We start from the raw sequence: 13,254 nt of genomic DNA on the forward strand, positions 1-13,254 counted from the left end.
TTAGCTGTAGCCTTCGCCGCTGTCAGCACTGGTGCACGCACCCCGGAGGTGGCGATGGCGGCGACGCTCAAGGACGCTACAGCGATAGCGGGAATCGGCCAGACCCCCTTCGCCAGACAACTGCCCCGAAGCGAGAAGGAATTGGCCTGCCGGGCCATCCTCGATGCCCTCGCGGACGCAGGAATCGAGCCCTCCGAGGTCGACGCGTTCGCCTCGTACACCATGGAGGAGACCGACGAGGTCGAGGTCGCCAAGGCCATCGGGGCCGGTGACGTCACGTTCTTCTCCAAGGTCGGCTACGGAGGCGGCGGTTCCTGTGCCACCGTCGGCCACCTCGCCGCCGCTATCGCCACCGGCCAGGCCTCCGTCGGCGTCGCCTGGCGCTCGCGCAAACGCGGCAGCGGGCCCCGGCCCTGGAAGAACACCGCCGTGCAGCTGCCCACCCCCGGCCAGTGGACCCGCCCCTTCGGCCTGCTCCGCCCCGCCGACGAGATCGGCATGCTGGCCCGCCGCTACATGCACGAGTACGGCGCCACCCGCGACCACCTCTTCAACGTGGCCCTGGCCTGCCGCAACCGCGCCAACCAGAACCCGGCCGCGATGATGTACGAACGCCCGCTGACCCGCGAGATGTACATGACCGCACGCTGGATCAGCGAGCCGCTCTGCCTGTTCGACAACTGCCTGGAGACCGACGGCGCGCTGGCCTGCGTGATCGTCAGCGCCGAGCGGGCCCGCGACTGCCGCCACAAGCCCGTCTACGTCCACTCCGTCGCCCAGGGCCTGCCCGCCCAGCACCACGGCATGGTCAACTACTGGAACGACGACCCGCTCTCCGGTCCCGCCTGGACGGCTGCCCGGCACCTGTGGAAGCAGGCCGACTTCGGCCCCGCCGACGTGGACGTGGCCCAGATCTACGACGCCTTCACCCCCCTGATCCCGCTCTCTCTGGAGGGCTACGGCTTCTGCGGGCGCGGCGAGGGCGCGGCCTTCACCGAGGGCGGCGCGCTGGAGATCGGCGGCCGGCTGCCCATCAACACCGGGGGCGGCGGCCTCTCCGAGGCGTACGTGCACGGCTTCAACCTGATCAACGAGGGCGTCAAGCAGCTGCGCGGGATCTCCACCGCCCAGGTGCCGGACGCCGCGACCTGCCTGGTGACGGCGGGCGAGGGGGTCCCCACGTCCGCGATCCTGCTGCGAGCCTGAGGAGTCGACCCACATGTCCACAGCTGCCACCGACGACGGCCTCCTGCTCCCCGTCCCCGACGAGGACGGCGCCCCCTTCTGGGAGTACGCCGCCCGCGGCGAACTGCGCATCCAGGCCTGCGAGGACTGCGGCCGGCTGCGCTTCCCGCCGCGCCCCTGCTGCCCGCACTGCCACTCCTTCGCCTCCGCCTGGCGGCCGATGAGCGGCCGCGGCCGGATCTGGTCGTACGTCGTGCCCCACCCGCCGCTGCTGCCGGCGTACGCGGCCATGGCGCCGTACAACGCGATCCTCGTCGAGCTCGCCGACGCCCCCCGCATCCGGCTGGCGGGCAACCTGGTGGCGGCCCCCGACGCGCCCCTGGACTCGGTGGACCCGGCGCGCCTGCGGATCGGGGCGCGCGTGCAGGTGGCCTTCACCGAGGTGGGCGGGGTCACCGTGCCGCGCTGGCTGCTGGAGAAGGCGTGACCGGCACGCGGGCAGGGGACGGGGACGGGGAAGTGGAACGGGAAGGGGACGGCATCCGGGTCGACCGCGACAAGGCGACCGGGGTGGCCGTGGTGACCCTGGACCGGGCGGCCAGGCACAACGCGATCACTCTGGAGATGGCGGCCGCCCTCACCGCCGCCTGGCGGGAGTTCCGCTTCGACGACGGCGTACGGGCGGTGGTGATCACGGGGGCGGGCGAGCGGGCGTTCTGCACCGGCATCGACCGCGCCGCGCACGTGCCACAGCCGGCCTCCCCCTACTCCGTCGACGATCCGCTGATCGCGATCGGGCCCAAGGCGAACGACCTGTGGAAGCCGGTGGTCGCCGCCGTGAACGGGATGGCGTGCGGGGGCGCGTTCTACCTGCTCGGCGAATCAGAGTTCCTGATCGCCTCCGAGACCGCCACCTTCTTCGACCCGCACACCACCTACGGCATGGTGAGCGCGTACGAGGCGATCCACATGGCGATGCGCATGCCCTTCGGCGAGGTCGCGCGGATGTCCCTCATGGGCACCGCCGAGCGGCTCTCCGCCCACCGCGCCCACCAGATCGGGCTGGTCTCGGAACTGGCGCCACCTGCGCAAACGCTCCCCGCGGCGGTGGCGTGCGCGGAGATCCTCGCGAGCCAGCCGACGGCCGCCGTCCAGGGCACCGTCCGCGCGCTGTGGGCCGCGAAGGAGGCCGCGCGCACCCAGGCGCTGGCGCACGCGCCCCACCTGATCTCCCTCGGCAACCTCGATCCGGGGCGGCAGGCGGAGCTCTTCGAGGGCCGGCGGCCCGGCGACGGCTGTCGCGTGCGCTGAGGCGCCGCCCTAAGCTCGGCCCCGTCCGGCGGGCCCACGGGAAGCGGGGAGCCGGGGGAGGGGGAGGGGACGAGTGGCGCGACCGGGGGGACAGACGCGAGCGGTGGCGGCCGGGGTGCTCCAGGAGCGCACCCGGCTGGCCGCCGAACTCCACGACACCGTGGCGCAGGGCCTGACCGGCCTGCACCTGCTGCTGGACGCGGCGGACCGGCAGTGGACGCAAGCGCCGGGGCAGGCGCGGCTGCTGGTGCGGCAGGCCGCGCTGGCGGCGCGCGAGCACCTCGCCGAGGCACGCCGGCTCATCCACGACCTCGCGCCGCCCGCGCTGGAACACGGCACGCTGGCGGACGCGGTCCACGCCCTCTGCGTACGGGCGGAGGGCGGACGGACGGAAGGCCTGCGGACGAATGGCTCGCGGACGGAAAGCGTCCGGTTCCGTTTGGAGGGTGATCCGCGGCCGCTGGCGGCGCCGGTGGAGGCGGCGGCCCTGCACGCCGCCCAGGGCGCGCTGGCCAATGTCGCACGGCACGCGCACGCGCGGTCGGCCGTGGTCACGCTCACCTACCTGCCGTACGCGCTCGGCCTCGACGTGTGGGACGACGGCGTCGGCTTCGACCCGGCGGCCGTCCGCCGCCCGGACGAGCACGGCGGCCACGGACTGCGGCTGCTGCGCCGCCGGATCGCGGACCTCGGCGGCACGGCCACGGTGGAGAGCACACCCGGCGGCGGCACGGTGGTGTCGGTGACCCTGCCGGCACCGGCCTCCCCGGCGGTGCCCCGGTGAGCGGGGCCGTCCGCGTCCTGCTCGTCGACGACCACCCCGTCGTCCGCGCGGGCCTGCGCGCCCTGCTCGGCGGCTGCCCGGACTTCGACGTGTGCGGCGAGGCGCCCGACGGCGCCACCGCCGTGCGGCTGGCCCGCGAACTGGCCCCGGACCTGGTCCTGATGGACCTCCGCATGGGTACGGGCATGTGCGGCGTCGAGGCCACCCGCCACGTCGTACGGCTGCCCGCCCCGCCCCGGGTGGTGGTCCTGACCGGCTACGCCTCCGACGCGTACATCGTGCGGGCCGTGGAGGCGGGCGCGGCGGGGTACCTCCTGAAGGAGTCCCCGCCCGACCTGCTCCTGCAGTCGCTGCGTACGGTCGCGGCGGGCGAGTCGGCGCTCTCGCCGGCGGTGGCCTCGCGGCTGATGAACCGCTGCCGGGCGCCGCGGACGGCGCTCACGGCGCGCGAGATCGAGATCCTGGAGCTGATCGCGACGGGCCGGTCCAACCGGCAGATCGGCTCGGCGCTGTTCATCAGCGGGACGACGGTCAAGACCCATCTCGCCCACGTCTACGACAAGCTGGGGGTGGAGAACCGTACGGCGGCCGTGCGCGCCGCCGTCGACCGCGGCCTGATCCAGCTGGACGCGCCGGAAACGGCGCTGCCGGCTCAGTTGGGGTAGACGATCGGCACGCTGGCGCCGTTGAACTGCCACAGCGGCGACATGACGCGCCCCCGCAGCTTCCAGCCGGTGGCGGTCTTCACGAACGCGTCGCGGTAGCGCAGGCCGCGCACGACGACGGTCTCGGGCGCGGTGGCGGTGGCCGGGTAGACCAGCTGGGCCGTGGCGAAGCTGTCGGCGGTCGCGGTCCGGCCGCTGACGCGGATGCTGACGTTGGCCTTGACGTGGGTGGACTGGCCCCAGGCCTGGGCTCCGTCGAGGTTGGCGACGATGGCCTCGATCCCGCTCTTGACGATGCCGGCGGTGCCGTCGGGGTGGGCCATGACGGTGAGGGTGGCGTCCTCGGTCCACAGCGTGCGGAAGAAGGTCTTGTCCTTGGTGTCGACGGCGAAGAGGTAGCCGTCGATCAGGCGCTGGATGGCGACCTCGTCGTCCACCGGGCCGTTCACGCCCCAGCGCGCGGCGGTCAGCTCCTCCGGCGCGGCGGCGGCGGGCGTGGCCGCGGCCAGGGTGCCGATTCCGGCGGCGGCGCCGACGGTGCCCAGGACGGAGAGCATGCGGCGGCGTTCCGGGGCGAACTCGGTGGACGGCATGACGGGTTCCTCTCGACGCGGCGGGTGGCGCCCGGACCGGTGCGGGCCGCCCGGGCTCACCCCGAGCCTCCCGCGCCACGGCCCCGGCCGGATCGGCACGGCGTACGACCGCGGCCGCCCGCCCGGACGACGCGGAAATCACCCATACGTACGATGCCGTCCGCAAGATCGCACTCATGGCAAGCTGAGTTCGCACAAGCATCCAGCGAACGAATCTTCACACCGGGGGGAAGTGGGGCATGGCGGTCACGTTGCCCGATTGGGCCGACACACTGCTGGACCTGATCGGCGTGGCCTGGCCGAATGTCGACGAGGACGCCTACCGCGAGATGGCGGACGCGTTGCGGGAGTTCGCCGACGATCTCGCGGACGACGGGCAGCTGGCGAACAACCACTTCGAGCGGCTGCTGTCCTCGGGCGAGGGCGAGTCGATCAAGGCGCTCGACGAGCACTGGAACAAGGTCAAGGGCAAGCACCTCAAGGACATCATCAGCGCGGCGCGCACGATCGCGGGCGCGATGGACAAGGCCGCCGGCGCGGTCGAGGCGATGAAGCTCGCCGCGATCGTCCAGCTCGGCTACCTCGCCGCCGAGGCGGGCATCGCCATCGCGGCGATCCCGGTCACCGGTGGCCTCTCGGCCCTGATCGGGGCCGGCGCGATGCGGGCCACGCAGGAGGTCGTCAAGCGGCTGATCAAGGAGTGCGTGGAGGAGGCGGTCGGCTACATCGTCGCGGCGATGACGGAGCCGGCCGTGGCCGCCCTGGAGGGCATGGCCGCGGACCTCGTGGTGCAGTTGGGGTCGATGGCGCTGGGCCTCCAGGACGGTGTCGATCTCGACCAGACCAAGGAGGCCGGCAAGGACGGCCTGAAGGAGGGCGTCCAGTCCGGCAAGGAGTCCCTGAACCTCGCCTCGGCGGGCGGCGGTTCCGGCCGCGCCGGCGGCGGCACGGGCCTGGCCGACCTGTTCATCGACCACGACGAGCACGACCGCGCCCACACCAAGCTCGCCGGGGTCAGCACCGGCATCCACGGCAAGACCACCTCCAAGCTCACCAAGGCCAAGACCGCCCACGGCCGCACCCGGGGCCGTGACGGCATCGCCTCGGCCATCGACCCGGTCGCCGACAAGGCCATGGCCGCCCTGATGAAGGCCACGAAGCAGGTCGGCGACCACGTCGGCAAGACCCTGCCCAAGGCCGTCAAGCAGATCTCCACCGACCACAAGAACAACGACGACGCCCTCGCCGCCCGCCTCGCCCGCGCCAAGGCCAAGGCGGCCCAGGGCGGCAAGGGCGGCGGAGGCAACGGCGGCGGGGGTGGTGGCAAGCCCCCCACCGGCGGGAGCGGCGGCGGAAGCACGGGCAACAACAACGGCGGCAACCGTATGACGCCGCCCCCGAAGTGGCACGGCAGCTCCGCCGGCGGGATGAACCACCACCGCACCGACCCGCTGGACGTACGCCACCTCACCCCGGAGCAGCAGCGCACCGCACTGGTACGGGAGACCCGCGACCTGGCAGACAAGGCGCGGAAGGCGGACCCGGACAACCCGAACGACCCCAAGCACAAGATCAACCTGGCGAAGACCCACTTCCCGCCCGGCACCAACCTGCTGGACGGGTCGTGCGCGGGGAGCCTCCTGCATGACGGCGTGATCACCAGCCATTCGAGCGCGACCAAGGGATCCGGCCAGCGGATGCCCGAACTGCACCCGGCTTTGAAGGACATCTACGACCAGGTCGAGCAGCAGTTCAAGGCCGACGGCCGCAATCCCGGTGCCGGACACGGCAAGTGCGCCGAGGCCAACCTGATCTCCGACCGGCTGCGCCATCTCGATCCCGATGGTGGGGGCATCAGTACGCTCGATGACGTGCGCGAGGCCATGCGGGGCGCCCAGATGTACACCGTGCAGATCGGCAAGGACCGCTCGTCCGATGCCCTCAACCACGGCGACTACAAGAAACCGTGCCGATCCTGCGAGATCGCACTCGACATGGCGGGCATCACCGCCTTCACCGGATAGGGAGCTATTCGTGCCACGGCTGAACACCCCGGAGGACGTCGACACCTGGTTCAGGGACCACGGATGGTTCCCCGGCCGGGACGTGGCCGACCAGGTGCCGGCGATGGTGGAGGAGATCACGCGGCAGTCCCAGGAGGAAGGATTCCCCCTGGAGCCCCTGGACACCGCGACGGCTTTCCTCACCGAGCACGGCGGGCTGCGCCTGACGATCGACGCCCGGCGCGGGGATCACCTCCACTTCACCCCGTGCCTGGTGTGGCAGTCGACGTCCAGCGATATCGCCGAGCTCAGTGACAACCTGGGGGTACGGCTGTTCCCCATCGGCTACGACAGCTCCGAAGGCTCCCCGATCGTCATCGATGACCGGGGCAGGTTCTTCTACCTGCACCACACCGGCGCGTACTACATGGGCGCCGACCGGACCGAGGCCATGATCAGCCTCGGCAACGCCCCCATGCAGGACGCGGAGGACTACTTTGTCTGACCTGGTCCCCGGCACGGCCGCGTCCCTCCTCATCCAGGGCACGATCGTCAGCCACACCAACCTCGCCGGTGACGGCGAGCCGCACCTCCACCCGGCCGTCCGGGAGTTCTTCGACGCTCTCCCGCCCGCCCTGCGCGAGCCGTTCCTCGGCTACTGCGCGGAGTCGGCCCTGGTGTCCGACCAGATGTACGCCCTCGACCAGCGGCGCACGGACGGCCGGACCACGACCCTGGACGAGGCACTCCCCCACTTCGCGGGGTCGGCCCTGGTCGCCCGCAAGATCCGCCCCGAGGGCGATCCGGAGCACGGCACCGAGGCCGAGGTCTGCCGCTCGTGCACGGCGCTCCTCGAACGGCTGGGCATCGACGTCATCCATGACCAGTGACGTTCTGACACAGGCGGACCCGGCGGCGCACCGGGACGTGCTCGTCGCCGCCGGCTGGCGGCCCGGGCGGGACGCCGCCGACAACGCCGTGTTCGCCATCCTCAAGACCGTGGCCGTCGGTATGTGGGAGCTGTTCCCCGCCGCCGAGCGCGCCCTGCGGGAGTTCCACGGCCTGCGCATACCGCCGAGCGCCGACGGCGGCCTGGAGGTCGCCGCGACCGGCTGCGTCGTGGACCCCCAGGAGGCCCGCTACGCCGGCCCACCGCTGTACCAGCTGGGCCGCACCCTCGGCACCCGCCTGTTCCCGTTCGGCCGCACGGACACCGACGCCCCCATGGCCGTCGACGAGGAGGGCCGCCTGCTCACCCTCGGGGTCGGCGGGGCCTGGTTGCTCGGCGAGAGCACACGCGAAGGGCTGCTGACCCTGGCCGAGGGCCGGATGCCCGTACGGCTGCGGGCGCGCGAGCGGTACTGGCCGCTGGCCGCGCACCCCGGCGACCTCGCCGCCGCCGTCCGGGCCGCCCTGGTCGCCGTCTACCTGCTGCACCACACCGGCGTCTACAGCGCCCGCTCGCTGCGGCTGCGCGCGACCACCCTGCGCGGGGTGGGCGTCCTGGCCCTGGACCAGGACTTCCCGCTGCCGCCCGGCCCGCTGGAGGCGGGCGCCGGGCCGCTGACCGACGCCATGGAGGCCGTGCTGACCGCGCTCGGCCTGCGCCCGCAGGGCTGCGAGCTGGCGCTGTCCGTCCCCGCCCCGCCCGGCACGACCGGGGCGCTGGCGACCCTGGAGTGCACGGTGAGCGTGGGCGGCCCCGCCGGCCGGCCCACCGTCACCCTGTCGGCCGGGATGGCCGCGTCCATAGGCCGGGCGGCCGAGCTGATCGGCGCGTACGAGCGGGACCTCGGCGCCTGGGCAGCCCGCTCGTGAGGCCGCCCGCGCCCCGGGCGGAGGTCGAGGCCTGGCTGCGTACGCACGGCTGGCACCCGGAGCACGCCGACCGGGCCGAGGCCGAGCGCCTGATCGCGGTGCGGGTGCGGGACTCCGTACGGCAGGGCTGCCCGCTGGAGCCGTGGGAGGCCGTCACGGACTTCGTCGGCCGGTACGCCGGCCTGCGCTTCCCGATGCCCCTGGCGCCCGAGCGGGTCTTCCTGCCGCACCCGGCCCTCGGGTACGAGGGCGACGCGGAGGACATCGCCGGGCTGGCGGCGGACCTGGACCGGCGGCTCTTCCCCGTGGGCTACGAGACGGTGGAGGCCGGCCTGGTGCTGCTGGACGACCTCGGCCGGTTCTTCTACCTGCACCACACCGGCCCGTACTTCCTGGGCGGCGACGAGGCGCAGGCCCTGTCGAGCCTGATGCGGGGCGACCAGGACGAGATCGACGCGTACTACGCGTAGAACGCGCAGGACCCCGGCGGGGTCGCCGGGGTCCTGCGCTGTCCCGCACGGTCCTACGGAACGCGGTGCGTCACGCGCCGACGACGCCGGAGGCCGCGACCTCGATGTCGGTCTTGGTCGCGCCGGAGCCCGAGCCGAGCGCCTCGATCTTCTTGACGAGGTCCGAGCCCTCGACGACCTCGCCGAAGACGACGTGCTTGCCGTCGAGCCACGGGGTGACGACGGTGGTGATGAAGAACTGCGAGCCGTTGGTGTTGCGGCCGGCGTTCGCCATCGACAGCAGGAACGGACGGTCGTGCTTCAGCTGGAAGTTCTCGTCGTCGAACTCGCCGCCCCAGATGCTCTTGCCGCCCGTGCCGTTGCGGCGGGTGAAGTCGCCGCCCTGCAGCATGAAGTTCGGGATGACGCGGTGGAAGGGCGACCCGGCGTAGCCGTAGCCCGGCTCGCCGGTGGCGAGCTTGCGGAAGTTCTCGGCGGTCTTCGGCACGACGTCGTCGAAGAGCTTGAAGACGATGCGGCCGGCGGGCTCGCCGCCGATGGTGATGTCGAAGTAGACGTTGTCGTTACTCATGCCGCCCATCCTGACACTTTTCTCGCCGCACGCCTCGCACGGCTCGGCCCCGAGGGGCCTGCCCGGCTCCGGGCCGCTGCGCCGGACTCCGTCCGGCGGGGGGCCCGCCCCGCCCAGGGTCCGCCGCTCCAGCCCCGCCGGCGTTCAAGGCGCGGGGTCCGCCACTCCCACCCCGCCGGCGTTCAAGGCGCAGGGTCCGCCACTCCAGCCCCGCCGGCGTTCAAGGCGCAGGGTCCGCCACTCCAGCCCCGCCGACGTTTGAGGCGCGGGGTCCGGGGCGGAGCCCCGGGGGGGGCAGCCCGCCCAGGGGCACCTCCCGGCCCGACGCCGGCCCGACGCCGGCGGGGCGCCGGGGGCCGGGAGGCCCCCGGTCAGGACGTCGTCCGCGTCCCCGTGCCCTTCGCCGCGTCCAGCGCGTACACGCAGCGGTCCTTGCTGCACGCGTACACCACGCCCGCCTCCGCCACCGGCGACCCGGTGATCTCGCCACCCGTGGCCAGCTTCCACCGCAGCTGCCCGCCCGCCGCGTCCAGCGTGTACAGGCAGGAGTCCGCCGAGCCGAAGTGCACCCGGCCGTCGGCGACCGCCGGGGAGCCCGTGATCTCCCCGCCCGCCGCGAAGCGCCACTTCGGGGTGCCCGTGACCGCGTCCAGGGTGTACAGGGCGCTGCCCGCCCCCAGGTGGACGCTGCCGTTCGCGACGATCACCGGTTCGGCCGAAGGCCGCGGTTCCGTCGCGATCCGCCACCGGTCCGCGCCGGTCGACGCGTCCAGCGCGTACACCGTGCCCAGGTAGTCGGCCAGGTACACGCCGCCGCCGGTCACCGCCGGCCCCGGCGCGAAGGTCGGCGGGGCCATGAACACCGCCGGCGCCTCGAAGTGCCAGCGCACCCGGCCCGACGCCCGCTCGATCGACAGCACCCGGGTGCCCGCGGCCACGTACACGTTGCCGTCGGCGGCCGGCGTCACCCGTACCGGAACGTTGCCGCAGGACGCCGCGTCGCCCACCGGGTACGACCACGCCTCGCGCCCGCTGCGGGCGTCCAGCGCCCGCAGCCGGGCGTCCTGCCAGACGTACACGGTGCCGTCCGCCAGGACCGGCGCCGCCTCGGCCGTCTCGAAGTCCGTCTGGGCCCCGGACAGCTCCCACAGCTTCTGCCCGCTGGCCGCCTCCCAGGCCTGTACGCCGCCGCCGCGCGTCGCGGTGACCACCGTGCCCCGGTCGGCGCGCAGCGCGTACACCCACGCGTCCGTGGCCAGCCGCCACCGCTCGGAGCCGTCGGAGGCGTCCAGGGCGTACAGCGACGGGCCGTCCGAGGCGTGGATACGGCCGTCGGCGACGGCCATCGACCAGGCGACGTCCCGCGTCTTGAACTGGCGGCGGCCGCTGCCCACGTCCAGGGCGTGCACCTCGAAGGAGGTGACGTACAGCAGGTCGCCGGCGACGGTCGGGGTGCCCCAGACCTCGTTGGACATGCGGAACCGCCACGGCCGCCAGCGGCCGCTGTCCGGCGAGGGGCCGGGCCGCGGCACGGTGGCCACCGCCGGCGCCGCCGGGGCCGCGACCCCGCCCGGCGGGCGCACCCAGCCGGTGGCCGCCTCCGCGCCCGGCGTCACCGCGGCCGCGGCCGCGACGCGCGGGCCCGGCCCGATCGGCACGGGTGAGCCGCCCAGGCGCACGGGCTCGCCCGACGGGGCGGGCGGGTGGTGCGGGCGGGGCGGGGCCTGCTGGCCGGTGCGCGGGTCGACCCACGGGTCGGCGCCGCGCGGCGGGTTCGAGGGCCGCGGCGGCTGCCGGTGCGTACGGGCCTCGGCCCCGGCGCCGGCCCGCGGACCCGGGCCGCCGCCCGCGCCCGGGCCACCGCCCGCACCCGGCGTACCGATCGCGCTCGTCCGCTGGCCCGCCCGGCGCGCCTCGATCATCGCGACCGCCCGCGCCGGCAGCCACGCGGACGCCGTCCCGCTGTCGTCCCCGGCCGCGAAGAGGTGCGGGGCCAGCTGTGCCTGGAGGTCGGCCGGGGTCGGCCGGGCCGCGGCGTCCATCTGCATGCACGACTCGATCAGGGGCCGCAGCTCCTCCGGCAGGCCCTCCAGGTTCGGGCCCTCGCGCAGCAGCATGAAGACCGTCTCCACCGGATTGGCCCCGTGGTACGGCGGGTGGCCGGTCGCCGCGAAGACCAGCGTCGAGCCGAGCGAGAAGACGTCGCTGGCGCCCTTGACGCTGCGCGAGTCCTTCGCCTGCTCGGGCGACATGTACGCGGGCGTGCCGACGGCCACGTTCGTCATGGTCAGCCGGGTGTTGGAGACACCGCTGGCGATACCGAAGTCGATCACGCGCGGGCCGTCCTCGACCACGAGCACGTTGGACGGCTTCAGGTCCCGGTGCACCAGTCCCGCGCCGTGGATCGACTGCAGCGCCTCCGCGATACCGGCGGCGAGCCAGCGCACGGCCTGCGCGGGCATCGGCCCGCACTCGTTGACGATCTCCTCCAGCGAGGGCGCCGGCACGTACGCGGTGGCCAGCCAGGGCACGGCGGCCCGCGGGTCGGCGTCCACCACCGCGGCGGTGTAGAAGCCGGAGACGGCGCGCGCCGCCTCCACCTCGCGGGTGAAGCGCACGCGGAACAGCTGGTCCTCGGCGAGCTCGGTCCGTACCGTCTTGATCGCGACCCGCCGGCCGGACGCCGACCGTGCGAGATAGACCAGCCCCATGCCGCCGGCCCCGAGCCGTCCCAGCACCTCGAAGGGGCCGATCCGTCTCGGGTCGTGCTGCGTCAGCTGCTCCACCACTCGCCTCACACCTCCCCGTACGGGCCCATGCCGGGCCCGCCCACCACCAGCCCGTGCAGCGTCTCACTCCCGGGCGCCGCCCGGGGTCGCGCAACCCCGATTCTGTCAGGCCTTCTCGTCGTCGGGTTCCGAGAGCAACGCGAAGGCCGCCCCCTGATTGTCGGTGACGACCGCGATCCGCCCGTACGGCGTGTCGAACGGGTCCGCCGTCACGCGTCCGCCGAGCCTGCGCACGGTGGCCGCCGCCGTGTCGCAGTCGGCGACCGCGAAGTACGCCAGGTAGTGCGAGGGCATCATCTCGGGGAACGCGTCCGTGATGAGCGTGCGGCCCATCACGGCCGTGTCCGGGCCGGGCGCGCTGCCGGGCGGGGACCAGGTGCGGTAGTCGGTGCCCGCGTCGGTCTGGTCCTCGGGCACGTAGCCGAACACCTTGGCGTAGAAGGCGTCCACCGCGTCTCGAGCACGGGTGTAGAGCTCGGTCCAGCAGTACGTGTTCGGCTCCATGCTGGCCTCGAAGCCGTGGTGCGTGCCGGGCTGCCACAGCCCGAAGACCGCGCCGCCGGGGTCGGCGGCCATGGCCGCGGTGCCGTACGGGCCGACGGGCATGGGCTCCATCACCATCTGCCCGCCGGCGGCGCGGATGCGCTGGGCGCAGGCGTACGCGTCGGAGGTGTACAGGTAGACGCCCCACACGGTGGGCATGCGCCCGTCGGGCTTGGGGGCGAGGGCGGCGACGTTGCGGCCCCGGCTGTACGCCTGCGTGTAGCCGCCGTAGCCGCCGGCGCTCTCCCCGAAGGTCCAGCCGAAGAGCTCGCCGTAGAAACGCTTGCCCGCCTCGACGTCCGGAAGCGAGGCATCCACCCAGCAGGGCGTGCCTTCCGTGAATGCGGCCATGGGCCCGGTTCCTTCCGTTGTGCGGGGGTGTGGTGCCATGTACTGCCTTCTCCTGCGGTATGCGCCCCCAGCACATGATCTGCTGCCACCTTGTCCACAGCCTGTTGATAAGACTATTCGGGGGATCCTCCGAGGGAAGGGGGACGCGCCGGGGCCCGCCGACGGATTCAC

The 13,254-nt window shown here is 73.7% G+C and carries 13 protein-coding genes and 1 pseudogene; 10 read left to right on the top strand and 4 right to left on the bottom strand.

All coding sequences use genetic code 11. The features are described 5' to 3' along the window. The first annotated feature begins 54 nt into the window (after positions 1-54). From ACIPXB_RS24350 to ACIPXB_RS24370, 5 genes are all read left to right on the top strand, one after another. On the top strand, positions 55-1,206 hold the full coding sequence (locus ACIPXB_RS24350; protein WP_401453268.1) for a lipid-transfer protein: 1,152 nt from the start codon (positions 55-57) through the stop codon (positions 1,204-1,206). A gap of 13 nt (positions 1,207-1,219) precedes the next feature. Further along, positions 1,220-1,672, top strand: a complete 453-nt coding sequence (locus ACIPXB_RS24355; RefSeq protein WP_401453270.1) for a Zn-ribbon domain-containing OB-fold protein — start codon at positions 1,220-1,222, stop codon at positions 1,670-1,672. Beyond that, a complete protein-coding gene (locus tag ACIPXB_RS24360; protein ID WP_401453272.1) occupies positions 1,669-2,496 on the top strand; it encodes an enoyl-CoA hydratase/isomerase family protein in 828 nt (275 codons plus the stop codon). The genes ACIPXB_RS24355 and ACIPXB_RS24360 overlap by 4 nt, the downstream gene beginning before the upstream one ends. A gap of 73 nt (positions 2,497-2,569) precedes the next feature. Further along, positions 2,570-3,280: a sensor histidine kinase gene (locus ACIPXB_RS24365; protein WP_401453274.1), complete on the top strand. Its 711-nt coding sequence runs from the start codon at positions 2,570-2,572 to the stop codon at positions 3,278-3,280. Next, positions 3,277-3,945, top strand: coding sequence for a response regulator (locus ACIPXB_RS24370; RefSeq protein ID WP_401453276.1), 669 nt, complete (start codon positions 3,277-3,279; stop codon positions 3,943-3,945). The genes ACIPXB_RS24365 and ACIPXB_RS24370 overlap by 4 nt, the downstream gene beginning before the upstream one ends. On the opposite strand, the gene ACIPXB_RS24375 is transcribed toward ACIPXB_RS24370, so the two are convergent. Next, positions 3,933-4,538 (bottom strand): nuclear transport factor 2 family protein, encoded by a 606-nt coding sequence (locus ACIPXB_RS24375; RefSeq protein ID WP_401453278.1) that lies wholly within the window; start codon positions 4,536-4,538, stop codon positions 3,933-3,935. The genes ACIPXB_RS24370 and ACIPXB_RS24375 overlap by 13 nt on opposite strands. A 239-nt stretch (positions 4,539-4,777) precedes the next feature. Here ACIPXB_RS24375 and ACIPXB_RS24380 point away from each other — a divergent pair. The 5 genes and pseudogenes from ACIPXB_RS24380 to ACIPXB_RS24400 form a co-directional block, all read left to right on the top strand. Continuing rightward, positions 4,778-6,520, top strand: a pseudogene (locus tag ACIPXB_RS24380) (YwqJ-related putative deaminase); the annotation flags it as partial. A gap of 52 nt (positions 6,521-6,572) precedes the next feature. Then, the gene (locus ACIPXB_RS24385; protein ID WP_401453280.1) at positions 6,573-7,046 is read left to right on the top strand and encodes an SUKH-3 domain-containing protein; all 474 of its coding nucleotides are present in this window, start codon (positions 6,573-6,575) and stop codon (positions 7,044-7,046) included. Further along, positions 7,039-7,431 (top strand): YwqJ-related putative deaminase, encoded by a 393-nt coding sequence (locus ACIPXB_RS24390; protein WP_401453282.1) that lies wholly within the window; start codon positions 7,039-7,041, stop codon positions 7,429-7,431. Before ACIPXB_RS24385 ends, ACIPXB_RS24390 begins: the two co-directional genes overlap by 8 nt. Further along, on the top strand, positions 7,421-8,359 hold the full coding sequence (locus ACIPXB_RS24395; protein ID WP_401453284.1) for an SUKH-3 domain-containing protein: 939 nt from the start codon (positions 7,421-7,423) through the stop codon (positions 8,357-8,359). Before ACIPXB_RS24390 ends, ACIPXB_RS24395 begins: the two co-directional genes overlap by 11 nt. Continuing rightward, the gene (locus ACIPXB_RS24400; protein ID WP_401453286.1) at positions 8,356-8,829 is read left to right on the top strand and encodes an SUKH-3 domain-containing protein; all 474 of its coding nucleotides are present in this window, start codon (positions 8,356-8,358) and stop codon (positions 8,827-8,829) included. The genes ACIPXB_RS24395 and ACIPXB_RS24400 overlap by 4 nt, the downstream gene beginning before the upstream one ends. Positions 8,830-8,899: 70 nt before the next feature. Here ACIPXB_RS24400 and ACIPXB_RS24405 read toward each other — a convergent pair whose 3' ends face one another. From ACIPXB_RS24405 to ACIPXB_RS24415, 3 genes are all read right to left on the bottom strand, one after another. Further along, a complete protein-coding gene (locus tag ACIPXB_RS24405) occupies positions 8,900-9,400 on the bottom strand; it encodes a peptidylprolyl isomerase (protein ID WP_401453288.1) in 501 nt (166 codons plus the stop codon). 371 nt (positions 9,401-9,771) lie between these two features. Further along, positions 9,772-12,186, bottom strand: coding sequence for a PQQ-binding-like beta-propeller repeat protein (locus ACIPXB_RS24410; protein WP_401453403.1), 2,415 nt, complete (start codon positions 12,184-12,186; stop codon positions 9,772-9,774). Between the two features lie 108 nt (positions 12,187-12,294). Next, the gene (locus tag ACIPXB_RS24415; RefSeq protein ID WP_401453290.1) at positions 12,295-13,083 is read right to left on the bottom strand and encodes a VOC family protein; all 789 of its coding nucleotides are present in this window, start codon (positions 13,081-13,083) and stop codon (positions 12,295-12,297) included. Positions 13,084-13,254 lie beyond the last annotated feature (171 nt).

Origin of the sequence: Streptomyces sp. NPDC090022 (assembly GCF_044748145.1) — a bacterium.
GTDB lineage: Bacteria > Actinomycetota > Actinomycetes > Streptomycetales > Streptomycetaceae > Streptomyces.

Excerpts from the sequence above, each read along its gene's own strand:
- ACIPXB_RS24355 (WP_401453270.1), top strand. The coding sequence starts at position 1,220 with ATGTCCACAGCTGCCACCGACGACGGCCTCCTGCTCCCCGTCCCCGAC.
- ACIPXB_RS24415 (WP_401453290.1), bottom strand. The coding sequence starts at position 13,083 with ATGGCCGCATTCACGGAAGGCACGCCCTGCTGGGTGGATGCCTCGCTT.
- ACIPXB_RS24405 (WP_401453288.1), bottom strand. The coding sequence starts at position 9,400 with ATGAGTAACGACAACGTCTACTTCGACATCACCATCGGCGGCGAGCCC.
- ACIPXB_RS24395 (WP_401453284.1), top strand. The coding sequence starts at position 7,421 with ATGACCAGTGACGTTCTGACACAGGCGGACCCGGCGGCGCACCGGGAC.
- ACIPXB_RS24350 (WP_401453268.1), top strand. The coding sequence starts at position 55 with ATGGCGGCGACGCTCAAGGACGCTACAGCGATAGCGGGAATCGGCCAG.
- ACIPXB_RS24375 (WP_401453278.1), bottom strand. The coding sequence starts at position 4,538 with ATGCCGTCCACCGAGTTCGCCCCGGAACGCCGCCGCATGCTCTCCGTC.